12 protein-coding genes are annotated in these 18,218 nt (G+C 59.7%); 10 read left to right on the top strand and 2 right to left on the bottom strand.

Annotation, left to right across the window (positions count from 1 at the left end; translation table 11 throughout):
- Positions 1-10: 10 nt before the first annotated feature.
- Entirely contained in the window at positions 11-1,282 is a 1,272-nt protein-coding gene (locus AC2FNL_RS16295; protein WP_496834322.1) for a DUF2254 domain-containing protein, read from the bottom strand.
- Positions 1,283-1,614: 332 nt separating this feature from the next.
- Here AC2FNL_RS16295 and rplJ point away from each other — a divergent pair, with 332 nt between their 5' ends.
- From rplJ to AC2FNL_RS16265, 6 genes are all read left to right on the top strand, one after another.
- The gene (gene rplJ / locus AC2FNL_RS16290) at positions 1,615-2,133 is read left to right on the top strand and encodes a 50S ribosomal protein L10 (protein ID WP_093964423.1); all 519 of its coding nucleotides are present in this window, start codon (positions 1,615-1,617) and stop codon (positions 2,131-2,133) included.
- A 79-nt stretch (positions 2,134-2,212) separates the two neighbouring features.
- Positions 2,213-2,590, top strand: coding sequence for a 50S ribosomal protein L7/L12 (gene rplL / locus AC2FNL_RS16285; RefSeq protein ID WP_093964343.1), 378 nt, complete (start codon positions 2,213-2,215; stop codon positions 2,588-2,590).
- 251 nt (positions 2,591-2,841) lie between these two features.
- Positions 2,842-6,978, top strand: a complete 4,137-nt coding sequence (rpoB, locus tag AC2FNL_RS16280; protein ID WP_093964344.1) for a DNA-directed RNA polymerase subunit beta — start codon at positions 2,842-2,844, stop codon at positions 6,976-6,978.
- A 50-nt stretch (positions 6,979-7,028) separates the two neighbouring features.
- Positions 7,029-11,270: a DNA-directed RNA polymerase subunit beta' gene (gene rpoC, locus AC2FNL_RS16275; RefSeq protein WP_496834320.1), complete on the top strand. Its 4,242-nt coding sequence runs from the start codon at positions 7,029-7,031 to the stop codon at positions 11,268-11,270.
- A 195-nt stretch (positions 11,271-11,465) separates the two neighbouring features.
- On the top strand, positions 11,466-12,575 hold the full coding sequence (locus tag AC2FNL_RS16270) for an HlyD family secretion protein (protein WP_170365024.1): 1,110 nt from the start codon (positions 11,466-11,468) through the stop codon (positions 12,573-12,575).
- Positions 12,576-12,743: 168 nt separating this feature from the next.
- Positions 12,744-13,613, top strand: a complete 870-nt coding sequence (locus AC2FNL_RS16265) for a DMT family transporter (RefSeq protein WP_496834685.1) — start codon at positions 12,744-12,746, stop codon at positions 13,611-13,613.
- Here the strand turns inward: AC2FNL_RS16265 and AC2FNL_RS16260 are convergent.
- Positions 13,598-14,404: a putative rhamnosyl transferase gene (locus AC2FNL_RS16260; RefSeq protein WP_496834319.1), complete on the bottom strand. Its 807-nt coding sequence runs from the start codon at positions 14,402-14,404 to the stop codon at positions 13,598-13,600. The genes AC2FNL_RS16265 and AC2FNL_RS16260 overlap by 16 nt on opposite strands.
- A 374-nt stretch (positions 14,405-14,778) precedes the next feature.
- On the opposite strand from AC2FNL_RS16260, the gene rpsL reads away from it, so the two are divergent.
- The 4 genes from rpsL to AC2FNL_RS16240 form a co-directional block, all read left to right on the top strand.
- Positions 14,779-15,150, top strand: coding sequence for a 30S ribosomal protein S12 (gene rpsL / locus AC2FNL_RS16255; protein ID WP_005980675.1), 372 nt, complete (start codon positions 14,779-14,781; stop codon positions 15,148-15,150).
- 15 nt (positions 15,151-15,165) lie between these two features.
- Positions 15,166-15,636, top strand: coding sequence for a 30S ribosomal protein S7 (gene rpsG / locus AC2FNL_RS16250; RefSeq protein ID WP_093964348.1), 471 nt, complete (start codon positions 15,166-15,168; stop codon positions 15,634-15,636).
- Between the two features lie 18 nt (positions 15,637-15,654).
- On the top strand, positions 15,655-17,772 hold the full coding sequence (fusA, locus tag AC2FNL_RS16245; protein WP_093964349.1) for an elongation factor G: 2,118 nt from the start codon (positions 15,655-15,657) through the stop codon (positions 17,770-17,772).
- Between the two features lie 60 nt (positions 17,773-17,832).
- The coding region (locus tag AC2FNL_RS16240; protein ID WP_480860308.1) for a GTP-binding protein at positions 17,833-18,218 on the top strand (386 nt) is incomplete at its 3' end.

Below are 18,218 nucleotides of genomic sequence, written 5' to 3'. Positions count from 1 at the left end.
TAGTTTGCTCTCAGATAGCAGGTTCGACTGTGACCTGATTGGGTATTTCGCGTACGCGTGCCTTGTCGGCCTCCAGCCTGAGGTCGCGCTCGGCAACGGTTAATGCCTGGTTCGCAGCCGCCCGGGCCGCGGTTTTCATTGCTCCGTCTTGAGTCTGCGTCAGTCGGGTCAGCGCGCTGAGAATGGCCTCGTGGACTTCGACTTTGTCACCGGCATCCCGGGAAATGGCCGCATAAGCGTCACGCAGAAACGTGTCGATCGCGATCTCCGGGGCATGGATTCTCTGGAACTGCGGGTCGGCGGGCTGGGTGGGCCGCGAGCCAAGTGGCAGAAGAACCCGCAGCAACCTCTCGACCATCTGAATTGCCGTCATTGGGTCGTTGATACCCGGCGAGAGCGCGCGCTGCGCGATTTCGGACAAGGTTTGAATGCCAAAGCGGGGGTCTTGATCGAAGCTGCGCTCGGTCCCGATCACGAAGGCTTCCCGGATGGTTTCACCATCCATTTTCCGGGCCGCTCTGGCCAGGGGTTGGCCTTCGGTCACGAACTGTCCCGGCAGCGCCATGATCCAGATCTCGCAGTCATTCTCTTCGGCGCAGGAATTCAGCATACCGACATCCACGTGGCGCACATTCCCTGTCGAACTGGCCCGCACGTCGTGACCGGTTTGCGGAACATCCGCGGCGGCTTGATACGGAATGGCTCCGAGGCTCGGCAGTTCCATGGCTCGGGCCATGGTGTCCCTGGCGTTCTTTTCTATCTTGCGTGCCGTTTCGGAGATGCTGCCATAGCTGGGCAATTGGTCGATCCAGAGCAAGAGCGCCAGTGTCACCAAAAAGATCACCACCAAGGTGAACGCGAGCGCGACGGCGATGGACTGCTGGGTGTAGACCCCGGTTTCGACAAGGATCAGCGATACGAGCGCGAAGATGAATGCGCCGAGAAACGTGGCCAGCACGTTTTGCGAGACACTGTCTTCTTCGATCACCTGCTGCGCGCGCGGGGAGGACTGGTTTGAGGCCCATCGCTGTGCTGCGACCATGATCGACAGCGAAAAGGTCGTGACCGCCAGCATGGACGACGCCAGAATGCCGAGGATCTTTGCCACGGCCTCGGTGCTCAGCCGTTGTGTGAGAAAGTCGGGGACGAAGCCGCCGAGGTAGGTGCCAATCCCTGCGCTGACCACGGCGAGAGCGGCGATCAGGCTGGTGCGAACCCACAATTGGCGAGAAATCTGACGAAACAGGAATTGCGGCTTGGAAATGGATTTCAACTTGATCATCCGTTGATCCTGTTCGGGTTTGCGGTCATTGTCTACCGGCTTGGGGTGCGGGCCAATTTACCCCTTGGAAACCCCGGCCATCTGCCCTAAAGAGGGCTGCGGAGTAAAGCGTGCGATTCGTCGTGCGCTTTATTTCGTTTCGTCCAAGACGGTGGGTGGGTCCTTCCGGCCCCTTAATTGCCTGCCTGAGACGGGTAAGACCAAAGAATTTCGAGGGTCCAGACCCTCGGGCGCATTTTGGCCAATCCCGTAACAACGGACCTGAACGCCGGGGCGCAGCCCTCGGCAAATATGAGCCGGGGTGAAACATCGCCCCTAACTTGGAGAGAACTGTGGATAGAGCCCAGAAAGAGAAAGTGGTCGAGGAACTCGGCCAAATCTTCGAAAGCTCTGGCGTCGTAGTGGTTGCTCACTACGCCGGTCTGACAGTTGCCGAGATGCAGGACCTTCGCGCACGTGCTCGTGACGCGGGCGGCTCCGTGCGTGTTGCCAAGAACAGGCTCGCCAAAATCGCCCTCGACGGTAAGCCATGTGCGAGCATTGCTGACCTGCTGACGGGTATGACTGTTCTGACCTATTCCGAGGACCCCGTGGCAGCAGCCAAGGTGGCCGAGGACTTCGCCAAGGAGAACCAGAAGTTCGAGATCCTTGGCGGTGCAATGGGCGAGAACGCTCTGGACCGGGCTGGTGTCACAGCCGTGTCGAAAATGCCGTCGCGTGAAGAGCTTATTGCTTCGATCGTGGGCTGCATCGGCGCGCCTGCTTCGAACATCGCCGGTGCAATTGGCGCACCTGCAAGCAACATCGCAAGCATCCTTTCCACCATCGAAGAGAAGGCGGAAGCTGCGTAAGCGGTTGGCACTGAATGATCTGCGTGGGGCACATGCCCTGACGTTGGAACACACACTGTAAACGGAAAGAGCTGATACAATGGCTGATCTGAAGAAACTGGCAGAAGAGATCGTTGGTCTGACCCTGCTGGAAGCACAAGAACTGAAAACCATCCTCAAGGACGAGTACGGCATCGAGCCCGCAGCTGGCGGCGCCGTCATGGTCGCAGGCGCAGCTGGCGATGCCGGCGGTGCAGCTGAGGAAGAGAAAACCGAATTCGACGTCGTTCTGAAGAACGCCGGCGCTTCGAAAATCAACGTCATCAAAGAAGTTCGCGGCATCACCGGCCTGGGCCTGAAAGAAGCCAAGGAACTGGTCGAAGCCGGCGGCAAGATCAAAGAAGGCGTGGACAAGGCAGAAGCCGAAGAGATCAAGGGCAAGCTGGAAGCAGCTGGCGCCGAGGTCGAGCTGGCCTAAGCCTGTCTTTCGGTGCATCGCGGATGCGCCGTGGAATTTGGCTGGGCCCGGAGAAATCCGGGTCCAGCCGAACCTGTCTTAGAAAGGGCCTCATGTGCTGGGGCGTTTTCTAAGACGCGGTTCGCGGATCGGGAGGCTACCATTCGGGACGGTGGCCACGAATTGATCCGGACGTGTCGTCTCGTATGTGCAAGGCGCCGGGGCCCGACGGTGTTTTTGCCCGCTGAGAACATCGAAAGGTGACATCTGACATGGCTCAATCGTTCCTTGGCCAGAAACGTCTTCGGAAGTACTACGGCAAAATCCGCGAAGTCCTGGAAATGCCGAACCTCATCGAGGTCCAGAAATCCTCCTATGATCTATTCCTGCGCTCTGGCGATGCCGACCAGCCGACCGACGGCGAAGGTATCAACGGCGTGTTCCAATCGGTCTTTCCGATCAAGGATTTCAACGAAACTTCCGTACTGGAATTCGTGAAATACGAGCTGGAAAAGCCGAAATACGACGTTGAAGAGTGCATGCAGCGCGACATGACCTACAGCGCGCCGCTGAAGGTCACCCTGCGCCTGATCGTGTTCGATGTCGACGAAGACACCGGGGCCAAATCGGTCAAGGACATCAAGGAACAGGACGTGTTCATGGGCGACATGCCCCTGATGACGCCGAACGGCACCTTCATCGTGAACGGCACCGAGCGTGTGATCGTGTCCCAGATGCACCGGTCGCCCGGCGTGTTCTTCGACCACGACAAGGGCAAGACCCACTCCTCGGGCAAGCTGCTGTTTGCCTGCCGCATTATCCCGTACCGCGGCAGCTGGTTGGACTTCGAGTTCGACGCCAAGGACATCGTCTATGCCCGGATCGACCGTCGCCGCAAACTGCCGGTGACCACGCTACTCTATGCCTTGGGCCTGGACCAGGAAGCGATCATGGACGCGTATTACGACACCGTGTCCTACAAGCTGAACAAGAAGAAGGGCTGGGTCACCCCGTTCTTCCCCGAACGTGTGCGCGGCACCCGTCCCACCTATGACCTGATCGACGCAAAAAGCGGTGAAGTGATTGCCGAAGCCGGCAAGAAAGTCACCCCGCGCGCGGTCAAGCAACTGATCGACGAGGGCAAGGTCACCGACCTTCTGGTGCCGTTCGACCACATCGTGGGCAAGTTCGTCGCCAAGGACATCATCAACGAAGAAACCGGTGCGATCTATGTCGAAGCCGGTGATGAGCTGACGCTGGAATATGACAAGGATGGCGAGCTGATCGGCGGCACCGTGAAGGAGCTGATCGATGCCGGCATCACCGATATTCCGGTTCTGGACATCGACAACATCAACGTCGGTCCGTACATCCGCAACACCATGGCGCAGGACAAGAACATGGGCCGCGAAAGCGCGCTGATGGACATCTACCGCGTCATGCGCCCGGGCGAGCCGCCCACCGTCGAGGCTGCGTCGGCCCTGTTTGACACACTGTTCTTCGACAGCGAACGCTATGACTTGTCTGCTGTTGGTCGTGTAAAGATGAACATGCGCCTGGCTCTGGATGCGCCGGACACGCTGCGCACCTTGCGACGCGAAGACATCGTGGCCTGCATCAAAGCGCTGGTCGAACTGCGTGATGGCAAAGGTGACATCGACGATATCGACCACCTGGGCAACCGTCGTGTGCGCTCGGTCGGCGAACTGATGGAAAACCAGTACCGCGTCGGCCTGCTGCGCATGGAACGCGCCATCAAAGAGCGCATGTCGTCGGTCGAGATCGACACCGTCATGCCGCAGGACCTGATCAACGCGAAACCGGCGGCGGCCGCGGTGCGTGAATTCTTCGGCAGCTCGCAGCTGTCGCAGTTCATGGACCAGACCAACCCGCTGTCGGAAGTCACCCACAAACGCCGCCTGTCGGCGCTTGGCCCGGGTGGTCTGACGCGCGAGCGTGCGGGCTTTGAGGTGCGCGACGTGCACCCGACCCACTATGGCCGGATGTGCCCGATTGAAACGCCGGAAGGTCCGAACATCGGTCTGATCAACTCGCTGGCCACCTTTGCTCGCGTGAACAAGTACGGTTTCATCGAAACCCCCTATCGCGTCGTGAAAGACGGGCAGGTGACCGACGAGGTCCACTATATGTCCGCGACCGAGGAAATGCGTCACACCGTGGCGCAGGCCAACGCGACGCTGGATACGGATGGCAAGTTCATCAACGATCTGGTCTCGACCCGTCAGGCCGGTGACTACACGCTTGCCCCGCGCGAGAATGTTGACCTGATCGACGTGTCGCCGAAGCAGCTGGTCTCGGTTGCGGCCTCGCTGATCCCGTTCCTTGAAAATGACGACGCCAACCGCGCTCTGATGGGCTCGAACATGCAACGTCAGGCGGTTCCGCTGCTGCGGGCCGAGGCACCGCTGGTCGGTACCGGGATCGAGGAAAAGGTTGCGATTGACTCTGGTGCTGCGATCCAGGCGAAACGTGCCGGTATCATCGACCAGGTCGATGCCCAGCGTATCGTTATCCGCGCCACTGAAGATCTGGAACTGGGCGACGCTGGTGTGGACATCTACCGTCTGCGCAAATTCCAGCGGTCGAACCAGAACACCTGCATCAACCAGCGTCCGCTGATCAAGGTGGGTGACACCGTCCAGAAGGGCGAGGTCATTGCCGATGGTCCGTCGACCGATATGGGTGAACTGGCTCTGGGCAAGAACGTGGTCGTCGCGTTCATGCCGTGGAACGGTTACAACTACGAAGACTCGATCCTGATCTCGGAACGTATCGCGCGTGACGACGTATTCACCTCGGTGCATATCGAGGAATTCGAAGTCGCCGCCCGTGATACAAAGCTGGGTCCGGAAGAGATCACCCGCGACATTCCGAACGTCGGTGAAGAAGCGCTGCGCAACCTCGACGAGGCGGGCATCGTTTACATCGGTGCGGATGTCGAGCCGGGCGATATTCTGGTCGGCAAGATCACTCCGAAGGGCGAAAGCCCGATGACCCCGGAAGAAAAGCTGCTGCGCGCCATCTTTGGTGAAAAAGCATCTGACGTGCGCGACACTTCGCTGCGCGTGAAGCCGGGCGATTACGGTACGGTCGTCGAAGTCCGCGTCTTCAACCGTCACGGCGTCGAGAAAGACGAGCGTGCGCTGCAGATCGAGCGTGAGGAAGTCGAACGTCTGGCCCGTGACCGGGACGACGAGCTGGCGATCCTTGACCGCAACATCTATGCGCGTCTCAAGTCGATGATCCTGGGTAAAACCGCCGTCAAGGGGCCGAAAGGCGTCAAGGCGGGCTCGGAGATCACCGAAGAGCTGCTCGAATCGCTGACCCGCGGTCAGTGGTGGCAGCTGGCGCTGGAAGACGAGAAGGACGCTCAGATCGTCGAGGCTCTGAACGAGCAGTACGAGGTGCAGAAGCGCGCTTTGGATGCCCGTTTCGAGGACAAGGTCGAGAAGGTCCGCCGTGGCGATGACCTGCCACCGGGCGTGATGAAGATGGTCAAGGTCTTCATCGCCGTGAAGCGCAAGCTGCAGCCGGGCGACAAGATGGCCGGCCGTCACGGGAACAAGGGTGTGATCTCGAAGGTCGTGCCGATGGAGGACATGCCGTTCCTGGCAGATGGTACTCCGGTCGACTTCTGTCTGAACCCGCTGGGCGTGCCGTCGCGTATGAACGTCGGTCAGATCCTTGAGACCCACATGGGTTGGGCCGCGCGCGGTCTGGGTCTGAAGATCGACGAGGCGCTGCAGGAATACCGCCGCTCGGGCGACCTGACGCCGGTCCGTGACGCGATGAAACACGCCTATGGCGAGGATGTCTACGAAGAGGGCATCAGCGGCATGGACGAGGATCAGCTGATCGAAGCGGCCAGCAACGTGACCCGCGGTGTTCCAATCGCAACCCCGGTCTTTGACGGCGCCAAAGAGGCCGACGTCAACGATGCACTGATCCGCGCAGGTTTCTCGGAAAGCGGTCAGTCGATCCTGTTCGACGGTCGTACCGGCGAGCAGTTCGCGCGTCCGGTGACCGTGGGTATTAAGTACCTGCTGAAACTGCACCACCTGGTGGACGACAAGATCCACGCGCGTTCGACCGGGCCGTACAGCCTGGTGACCCAGCAGCCGCTGGGTGGTAAGGCGCAGTTCGGTGGTCAGCGCTTTGGTGAGATGGAGGTCTGGGCGCTGGAAGCTTACGGCGCCGCCTACACCCTGCAGGAGATGCTCACCGTGAAATCGGATGACGTCGCCGGCCGGACCAAGGTCTATGAGTCGATCGTCAAGGGCGAGGATAACTTCGAGGCGGGCGTACCGGAATCGTTCAACGTTCTGGTTAAAGAAGTCCGTGGCCTCGGCCTGAATATGGAACTCCTGGATGCGGAGGTTGAGGAGTAAGGGCGCTGCCCTTTCTCCCGTCCCCCCTTCCGCAAGATTTGAGGTAACAAATGAACCAGGAAATCACCAACAACCCGTTCAACCCGCTGACGCCCCCGAAGGTTTTCGACGAGATCAAGGTCTCGCTGGCGTCGCCCGAGCGGATCCTGTCTTGGTCCTATGGCGAGATCAAGAAACCCGAAACCATCAACTACCGGACGTTCAAGCCCGAGCGTGACGGTCTGTTCTGCGCGCGTATCTTTGGCCCGATCAAAGATTACGAATGTCTGTGCGGCAAATATAAGCGGATGAAGTATCGCGGCGTTGTCTGCGAGAAATGCGGTGTGGAAGTCACCCTGCAGAAAGTCCGCCGCGAGCGTATGGGCCACATCGAACTGGCCGCGCCCGTCGCTCACATCTGGTTCCTGAAATCGCTGCCGTCCCGCATCGGTCTGATGCTGGACATGACGCTGCGCGATCTGGAACGCGTTCTGTACTTTGAAAACTATGTCGTCATCGAGCCCGGTCTGACAGACTTGACCTACGGCCAGATGCTGACCGAAGAAGAGTACATGGACGCGCAGGATGCTTATGGCATGGACGCGTTCACCGCGAACATCGGTGCTGAAGCCATCCGTGAGATGCTGGCCCAGATCGATCTGGAAGCCGAAGCCGAGCAGCTGCGTGCTGATCTGGCCGAAGCGACCGGCGAACTGAAGCCAAAGAAGATCATCAAGCGTCTGAAGGTTGTTGAATCCTTCCTCGAGTCGGGCAACCGGCCCGAGTGGATGGTGATGACCGTGATCCCGGTCATTCCGCCGGAACTGCGCCCGCTGGTTCCGCTGGATGGTGGCCGTTTTGCAACGTCGGATCTGAACGATCTGTATCGTCGTGTCATCAACCGGAACAACCGTCTGAAGCGTCTGATCGAACTGCGCGCGCCTGACATCATCGTCCGCAACGAAAAGCGGATGCTGCAGGAATCCGTGGACGCTCTGTTCGACAACGGCCGTCGTGGCCGCGTGATCACCGGCGCCAACAAGCGTCCGCTGAAATCGCTGTCGGACATGCTGAAAGGCAAGCAGGGCCGCTTCCGTCAGAACCTTCTGGGTAAGCGCGTCGACTTCTCGGGCCGTTCGGTCATCGTGACCGGTCCGGAACTCAAGCTGCACCAGTGTGGTCTGCCCAAGAAAATGGCGCTGGAACTGTTCAAGCCGTTCATTTACTCGCGCCTTGAAGCCAAGGGTCTGTCTTCGACCGTGAAACAGGCGAAGAAACTGGTCGAGAAAGAGCGTCCCGAAGTGTGGGATATCCTCGACGAGGTGATCCGCGAACACCCAGTCATGCTGAACCGTGCGCCGACGCTGCACCGTCTTGGCATCCAGGCGTTCGAGCCGGTTCTGATCGAAGGTAAAGCCATCCAGCTGCACCCGCTGGTCTGTTCGGCCTTCAACGCCGACTTCGACGGGGACCAGATGGCCGTGCACGTTCCGCTGAGCCTTGAGGCGCAGCTGGAAGCGCGTGTTCTGATGATGTCGACGAACAACGTTCTGTCGCCTGCAAACGGCGCGCCGATCATCGTTCCGTCGCAGGATATGATCCTGGGTCTCTACTACGTGACCCTGGAACGCGAAGGCATGCCGGGTGAAGGCAAGGTCTTTGGTTCGATCGACGAAGTCCAGCACGCGCTGGACGCGGGCGAGGTGCACCTGCACTCGAAAATCACCGCGCGGATCACTCAGATCGACGAAGAAGGCAACGAGGTTCAGAAGCGTTTTGAAACCACGCCGGGCCGTGTTCGCTTGGGGGCTTTGCTGCCCAAGAACAACAAGGCACCGTTTGAACTGGTCAACCGTCTGCTGCGGAAGAAAGAAGTGCAGCAGGTGATCGACACCGTCTACCGCTACTGCGGTCAGAAAGAGTCGGTGATCTTCTGCGACCAGATCATGTCGATGGGCTTCAAGGAAGCGTTCAAGGCCGGTATCTCGTTCGGCAAGGACGACATGGTGATCCCCGAGGACAAGTGGGGAATCGTGGACGAAACCCGCGAACAGGTGAAAGACTTCGAACAGCAGTACATGGACGGCCTGATCACTCAGGGCGAAAAGTACAACAAGGTTGTCGATGCCTGGTCGAAGTGTAACGACCGCGTAACCGAAGCCATGATGCGCACCATCTCGGCAATCCAGAAGGACGAGAACGGCGCCGACAAAGAGCCGAACTCGGTCTACATGATGGCGCACTCCGGTGCGCGTGGCTCGGTAACCCAGATGAAGCAGCTGGGCGGTATGCGCGGCCTGATGGCCAAGCCGAACGGCGACATCATCGAGACGCCGATCATCTCGAACTTCAAGGAAGGTCTGACCGTTCTTGAATACTTCAACTCGACCCACGGTGCCCGTAAGGGTCTGTCGGATACCGCTCTGAAGACGGCGAACTCGGGCTACCTGACCCGTCGTCTTGTTGACGTGGCGCAGGATTGCATCGTGCGCGAGGTTGATTGTGGAACCGACCGTGCGATCACGGCCGAGGCTGCGGTCAATGACGGTGAAGTCGTCGCGTCGCTGGCAGAACGCGTTCTGGGCCGTGTGGCCGCGGATGACGTTCTGCGTCCGGGGACCGACGAGGTCATCGTCGCCGCAGGACAGCTGATCGACGAACGCATGGCCGATACGATCGACGAGGCCGGTGTTGCCTCGATGCGCATCCGCTCGCCTCTGACCTGTGAGTCCGAGGAAGGCGTCTGTGCAACCTGCTACGGTCGTGACCTTGCACGCGGGACCATGGTGAACACCGGTGAGGCTGTCGGCATCATCGCCGCGCAGTCGATCGGTGAACCGGGTACGCAGCTGACGATGCGGACCTTCCACATCGGTGGTGTTGCGCAAGGTGGTCAGCAGTCGTTCCAGGAAGCGAACCAGGACGGTGTCGTTGCCTTTGAGAACCCGCAGATCCTGGTCAATGCCGCCGGCGAAAGCCTGGTCATGGGCCGGAACATGAAGCTGGTGATCAACGACGAACACGGCGAAGAGCGCGCCAGCTTCAAGCTGGGCTACGGCTCGAAGCTGTTCGTCAAGGAAGGCACCAAGGTCAAGCGCGGCGACAAGCTGTTCGAGTGGGACCCCTACACCCTGCCGATCATCGCCGAGAAAGCCGGTACCGCAAAATACGTCGACCTGGTTTCGGGCATTGCTGTCCGCGACGAGACCGACGATGCAACCGGCATGACCCAGAAGATCGTGATCGACTGGCGCGCCGCCCCCAAAGGCAGCGATCTGAAGCCCGAGATCATTCTTGTGGATGACAATGGCGAGCCGGTCCGCAACGATGCGGGCAACCCGGTTCACTATCCGATGTCTGTGGACGCGATCCTGTCGGTCGAAGACGGTCAGAAGATCGAAGCCGGTGACGTTGTTGCGCGTATTCCGCGTGAAGGCGCCAAGACCAAGGACATCACCGGTGGTCTGCCGCGTGTGGCCGAACTGTTCGAAGCGCGTCGTCCGAAAGATCACGCAATCATCGCGGAAGCCGATGGTTACGTGCGCTTTGGCCGCGATTACAAGAACAAGCGCCGCATCAGCATCGAGCCGGTCGACGAGTCGCTGGAGACGATCGAGTACATGGTGCCCAAGGGCAAGCACATCCCGGTGCAGGAAGGCGACTTCGTGCAGAAGGGTGACTACATCATGGACGGTAACCCGGCTCCGCACGACATCCTGTCCATCATGGGTGTCGAAGCGCTGGCGGATTACATGATCGACGAGGTGCAGGACGTCTATCGTCTGCAGGGCGTGAAGATCAACGACAAGCACATCGAAGTCATCGTACGCCAGATGCTGCAGAAGTGGGAGATCCTGGACTCGGGTGACACCACTCTGCTGAAGGGCGAGCATGTCGACAAGCAGGAGTTCGATGCTGCCAACGAGAAGACCATCGCCCGCGGTGGTCGTCCGGCCCAGGGCGAGCCGATCCTGCTGGGGATCACCAAGGCTTCGCTGCAAACGCGTTCGTTCATCTCGGCGGCGTCGTTCCAGGAAACCACCCGTGTGCTGACCGAAGCTTCGGTTCAGGGCAAGAAGGACAAGCTGGTTGGCCTGAAAGAGAACGTCATCGTCGGCCGTCTGATCCCGGCCGGTACCGGTGGTGCAACGCAGCGTGTTCGCCAGATCGCGCAGCAGCGTGACAATGTCGTCATCGAGGCACGTCGCGAAGAGGCCGAGGCCGCAGCCGCGCTGGCCGCTCCGATGATGGATGATGACATGGTCGGCGACGAGCTGGACTCGCTGGTGGAAACTCCGGAAAGCCGCGAATAATATCGGCGACGAGAAACTCAGAAAGGCCCTGCGGTTCCGCGGGGCCTTTTTTGTTTTGGCCGGTACCGGAAGCGGTCAGGGGTCCATCCAAACACTGTGATTTCAAACGGAACTGCTGGATACTCAAAAATCGGAATGTGGTAATGGAGTTGCTCCCGTAACCGCTGTTTGGAATTCAACACGGGTCTTGCACGGATGCTCATAGTCCTCGGATTGTATTTTGGCGTGATTTGGCTGGTCTTTTCCAAGTTCAGCCTGCTGCCTTGGAATGGCTTCTGGAAGACCGTGTCATACGGTGGGGCCGCCGTCGTCGCGTTGGTTGTCATAGGCGCTCTGAACCACACGGCGCCTACGGGGCCTGTGTCGGTTCTGGGCGTTCAGACAAGCATTGTGCCCAATGTCTCCGGAACGGTCGTCGAAGTTGCGGTTGAGCCGAACCAGAAGGTCAACGAAGGCGATCTTTTGTTCAGAATCGATCCCGAATTCTACGTGCTCGAGGTAGCGCGGCTGGAGGCATCTCTGGAAGCCGCCCGGTCTGCAGCGGACCAATTGACCACGGATCTGGCGGCTGCCGAAGCAGATATCGCTTCATTGACCGCGCAACTTGTTTTTGGGCAGCAGCGGCGGGATGACATCGTTCAACTGGAAGAGCGTGGCGCATCCACCACCTTCAAACTGCAGGAAGCGGTTGCAACGATCGAACAGCTCACCGCAAGCATTCGTGCAGCAGAAGCCCGAAAAGCGGGGCTGGAGCGCCGGATCGCGGCTCAGATCGACGGTGAGGATGTGGCGGTCGTGGAGGCCGAACAGGCGCTTGCGCAGGCCGAATGGAACCTCAAGCAGACGGAGGTCTTTGCGCCGGGCGACGGGATCGTCAGTGCGGTCACGCTGCGCCCGGGCAATCGCGCGACAACCTTCCAGGGTGCATTGACCTTCATAGATCCTACGAACCACGCGTTGGTGGCCTCGCTGCCCCAATCCAGCCGATCCAATGTCGGCCTTGGCGATGAAATCCGCGTGGCGCTGCGAACCCAGCCGGGATCCGAGATCACGGGAACTATTTCAGGGTTTCCGCCGGCCCTGTCTGAGGGCGCACTGGATCTCCGGTCCGGTTTACCTTCAATGCGCGAACTTGTCGGGATCACTAGCTTTCCGGTCCTCATCGAACTTCCTGGCGATGTACCTCTGGAAACACTTCAATTCGGCGCGTCGGGCACCGCGCTTGTGATGACTGACAAGGCCGGGCCGATTTCGCCACTTGCAGAGATACTGTTCTGGGTCACCCAGAAGCTGAACTACCTGTAGGCGGAAACACAGGGACCCGCCCCAAAAAAGTGAACAGGTACAGCTACGATCCGTTGAACCTCGGGTCTGCGATCGGACCAAACAAAATCGAATTGGCCGGATCACAAGTTGACAATCTGCTCAGGTAAGATGCCAATGCCGGGACCAGATTGAAACCGGGCCATGGCAATGACACCGAACGTCAAAGGCGCCCTGCTGATGATGGGCAGCATGGCCGCATTCACTGTGAACGATACACTGGTCAAGGCGGCCGGTCAGGAGGTGCCACTGTTCCAGCTGGTGGCTCTGCGCGGGTTGTTGGCGACGATCCTGGTTTTTGCGTTGGCGCGGCATCTGGGGGCATTGCATCTGCGGTTTGGGCGGCACGACCGCTGGTTGGTGGCTTTTCGCTGCGTGGCGGAATTGTCGGCGACGTTCCTCTTCCTCACGGCGTTGATGCACATGCCACTGGCCAATGTGACCGCGGTTCTGCAGGCCCTGCCGCTGACCGTAACCCTGGGTGCGGCCCTGTTCTTTTCGGAACAGATCGGGTGGCGGCGGATCATGGCCATAGCATTGGGATTTGCAGGCATGCTGCTGATCGTGCGACCGGGTCCGGACGGATTCAGCATCTATGCCATGTATGCCCTGATTGCCGTCATCTGCGTGACGGCTCGGGATTTGATCACCCGCCGAATGTCGCCAGAGGTGCCGTCGATGGTCGTCACTTTGGCAACCTCATTGACGATTACCACCGGAGCGGCAATTGCCTCGGCTTTTCAGGGTTGGGTTCCGATGACGGCCGGGTCGGGGATGCTGATTGCCTCGGCGGCTGTTTTCGTCCTGCTCGGGTATCTCTTCAGCGTAATGGTGATGCGCGTTGGCGAGGTTAGCTTTGTCGCACCGTTCCGATACTCGAGCCTGATCTGGGCCTTGGGTCTGGGATGGGCAGTATTCGGAGATTGGCCCGACCGGATCACCATGCTGGGCGCCGCACTGGTGGTCAGCGCGGGCCTGTTCACCCTCTTTCGCGAGCGGGCACTTCAGGCGTCCGAATAGGCGCGTCGGACCACCGTCTGATCAATTGCAAACCGGGTTTCGAACTGCTTTGCCAGAGCGGGGGTCAGAGGTTCCAGCTTGGCCTTGCTTGTGCGGGTGTTGGGTGAATCGTTGAACCCGTTGAGACTGCGCACCCACATCGGTGGTTCGTTCTGGCTGATGACTGGCATGAAGTTGCCGATCTTTTGGTGGGCAAAGTTCATGATCGTCAGCTCACACCCGCCGTGCACATACATCCCAAAACCAACACCCAGCAGCGACCGGTGAACCGGCGTGGCCTGGATTCCGCTGGCGTCGAACCGGGCAAGGAAGCCGTGATTGAAATCGATGGCAACCATCTTGTTGCGCCGTACCAGCCCTTCGGCGTCCTGAACCGCGCGGCGGAGCAATTCGACGAAATCCACCGCAACCGCATCGTCGTCATCATGACGGAATTGCAGGCATGGCAGGTCAGGGTTCAAGCGTGCCCGGTTCAGGACGTCCTTCATGACAGAGCGGTGCCGGCCGGGTTCCCGCGAGACGATTTGCACTTGTTTCATGCCCGAAGTCAGGTCGTTCAGACGATCACGGGCGACCCGAGGCAGGCAGGTCCCGGTCACGATCACAAACTGAAACCGCGGATCGGTTTGGGCGCGCAGGGCGGGCAGGGCGCAGGTCTCGAACAGGCGGAACCGCTCGTCCAGACGTCGGGGGTCGTACAAGTGGCGCCGGCGCGCTTCGACCGACTCGTGCATGGTCTGGAACCCGCCGATGGCCGGGTAGGAGAAACGGCACAGACCAATGACTTGCATCTTCACTTCCGGTAGGAAAACACCAGTGCGGACTATGCCCCGAGGGATGTGACACCGCAACCGATGTCGCTTCCGCCGCGACGCACGGCTGCGAGGCGGGCGGCCATCTGCCGGGGCTGTTGACAGTCGGGCCGACTCCCCCTATACGCCCGTCATCTCGGTACCGGGGGCCGCCCCAAAACCGATTTCAGTATTGAACTGGTCAAGGCCCGGACAATTTTGCAGTTCGCGCCCTCTGATAACCAACCGCGACGTTCACCTCGGAATGGGAGCGCTCGCGGGTTTTGCGCTTGTGGACGCATTGGCGCAGCGAAGTTAGCCGCACGCAACGCGCGTGCATGTCATGTGTGTTGCAAAACGGGGAAGAAACCGGAATGCCAACTATTCAACAGCTGATCCGCAAACCGCGGCAGCCCAAAGTAAAACGCTCGAAGTCCATGCACCTGGAGCAGTGCCCGCAGAAGCGCGGCGTCTGCACCCGCGTGTACACCACCACGCCGAAGAAGCCGAACTCGGCTATGCGTAAGGTTGCCAAGGTGCGCCTGACCAACGGTTACGAAGTCATTTCGTACATCCCGGGTGAAAGCCACAACCTGCAAGAACACTCGGTTGTTCTGATCCGTGGCGGCCGTGTGAAAGACCTTCCGGGTGTCCGCTACCACATCCTGCGTGGTGTTCTGGATACCCAGGGCGTCAAAGACCGTAAGCAACGTCGTTCGAAATACGGCGCGAAGCGTCCCAAGTAAGAAGGAGAGGCTGATATGTCACGTCGTCACGCCGCCGAAAAACGCGAAGTCCTGCCTGACGCCAAATTTGGCGACAAGGTCCTGACCAAATTCATGAACAACCTGATGATCGACGGCAAGAAGTCGGTCGCAGAGCGTATCGTCTACAACGCCTTCGACCGCGTTGAGAGCAAGATCAAGCGCGCTCCTGTCGAGGTGTTCCACGAAGCACTCGACAACATCAAGCCGTCGGTCGAGGTTCGCTCGCGCCGGGTTGGTGGTGCAACCTACCAGGTTCCGGTCGAAGTGCGCCCCGAGCGCCGCGAAGCTCTGGCCATCCGCTGGCTGATCACCGCCGCGCGCGGCCGCAACGAAAACACCATGGAAGAACGCCTCGCCGGCGAACTGCTGGACGCCGTACAGTCCCGCGGTACTGCCGTTAAGAAGCGCGAAGACACCCACAAGATGGCCGAGGCGAACAAAGCCTTCAGCCACTATCGTTGGTAATCCCAGAGGCTTATCCAAATGGCACGCGAATATCCGCTCGAACTATACCGTAACTTCGGTATCATGGCGCACATCGATGCAGGCAAGACCACCTGCTCGGAGCGTATCCTGTATTACACCGGCAAATCCCACAACATCGGTGAGGTGCACGATGGTGCAGCCACCATGGACTGGATGGAGCAGGAGCAGGAACGCGGCATCACCATCACTTCGGCTGCGACCACCACCTTCTGGGAGCGCACCGAGGACGGTCAGACCGCCGATACCCCCAAGCACCGCCTGAACATCATCGACACCCCCGGCCACGTTGACTTCACCATCGAAGTCGAGCGTTCGCTGGCGGTTCTCGACGGTGCCGTCTGCGTTCTGGACGCAAACGCAGGTGTTGAGCCCCAGACCGAAACCGTGTGGCGTCAGGCTGACCGCTATAAGGTTCCGCGCATGGTCTTCGTCAACAAGATGGACAAGATCGGCGCCGACTTCTTCAACTGCGTTCGCATGATCGAAGACCGCACCGGCGCGCGCGCCGTTCCCGTCGGTATCCCGATCGGTGCAGAGAACGAACTTGAAGGCCTGATCGACCTGGTCACCATGGAAGAATGGCTGTGGCAGGGCGAAGACCTGGGCGCAAGCTGGGTCAAGGCTCCGATCCGCGACAGCCTGAAGGACATGGCTGAAGAATGGCGCGGCAAGATGATCGAAGCGGCCGTCGAAGAAGACGACGACGCGATGATGGAATACCTGGAAGGCAACGAGCCCGACATTCCGACCCTGCGCAAACTGCTGCGCAAGGGTACCCTGGCGCTGCACTTCGTGCCGGTTCTGGGTGGTTCGGCGTTCAAGAACAAAGGTGTTCAGCCGCTGCTCAACGCCGTGATCGACTATCTGCCCAGCCCGCTGGACGTTGTCGACTACATGGGCTTCAAACCCGGTGACGAGGAAGAAGTCCGTAACATCGCGCGTCGCGCTGACGATGACATGGCCTTCTCGGGCCTGGCGTTCAAAATCATGAACGACCCCTTCGTTGGCTCGCTGACCTTCACCCGGATCTACTCGGGCGTTCTGAACAAGGGCGACTCGATCCTGAACTCGACCAAAGGCAAGAAAGAGCGCATCGGTCGTATGATGATGATGCACTCGAACAACCGGGAAGAGATCGAAGAAGCGTTCGCAGGCGACATCATCGCTCTGGCGGGTCTGAAAGACACCACCACCGGTGACACCCTGTGCGATCCGAAGGATCCCGTGGTTCTGGAAACCATGACCTTCCCCGATCCGGTGATCGAGATCGCGGTCGAGCCCAAAACCAAGGGCGACCAGGAAAAGATGTCTCAGGGTCTTGCCCGTCTGGCCGCCGAAGACCCGTCCTTCCGCGTGGAAACCGACCTGGAATCGGGTCAGACCATCATGAAGGGCATGGGCGAACTTCACCTGGACATCCTGGTTGACCGTCTGAAGCGCGAGTTCAAGGTCGAAGCCAACATCGGTGCGCCGCAAGTGGCCTATCGTGAGACCATCTCGATGCCGATCGAACACACCTACACCCACAAGAAACAGTCGGGTGGTTCGGGTCAGTTCGCTGAGGTCAAGCTCGAGATCACTCCGACCGAGCCGGGCGAAGGTTATTCGTTCGAAAGCCGCATCGTTGGTGGTGCCGTTCCGAAGGAATACATCCCCGGTGTCGAAAAAGGCATCCAGTCCGTCATGGACAGCGGCCCGCTGGCCGGCTTCCCCGTGATCGACTTCAAGGTTGCCCTGCTGGACGGTAAATTCCACGACGTCGACTCGAGCGTTCTGGCGTTCGAAATCGCGTCGCGGATGTGCATGCGCGAAGGTTTGAAAAAGGCCGGCGCGAAACTGCTGGAGCCGATCATGAAGGTCGAAGTGATCACCCCGGAAGAGTACACCGGCGGTATCATCGGCGACCTGACTTCGCGTCGGGGCCAGGTGTCTGGACAAGAGCCGCGCGGCAACGCGATTGCGATCGACGCATTCGTGCCGCTGGCCAACATGTTCGGCTACATCAACACTCTGCGTTCGATGTCGTCGGGCCGCGCCCAGTTCACCATGCAGTTCGACCACTATGATCCGGTTCCGCAGAACATCGCGGAAGAGATCCAGGCAAAATACGCATAACCGAAAAATAGAGGGAGCCTGCTGCCCGGGCTCCCTTCATTTCCGAAAAAGGAGGCCATCATGGCAAAGGAAAAGTTTGAGCGTACAAAACCGCACGTCAACATCGGCACGATTGGCCACGTTGACCACGGCAAGACGACGCTGACCGCAGCAATCACCAAGTATTTCGGCGACTTCAAGGCGTATGACCAGATTGACGGTGCGCCGGAAGAGAAAGCGCGCGGCATCACCATCTCGACCGCCCACGTGGAATACGAGACCGACAACCGCCACTATGCGCATGTCGACTGCCCCGGCCACGCCGACTATGTGAAGAACATGATCACCGGTGCCGCTCAGATGGACGGTGCGATCCTGGTTGTGAACGCCGCTGACGGCCCGATGCCGCAGACCCGCGAGCACATCCTGCTGGGCCGCCAGGTTGGCATCCCGAAGATGGTCGTGTT

Source organism: Ruegeria sp. CRTD044, assembly GCF_059613485.1.
The sequence above is the reverse complement of the archived record's forward strand: the minus strand, read 5'-3'. Positions and strand labels throughout refer to the sequence as shown.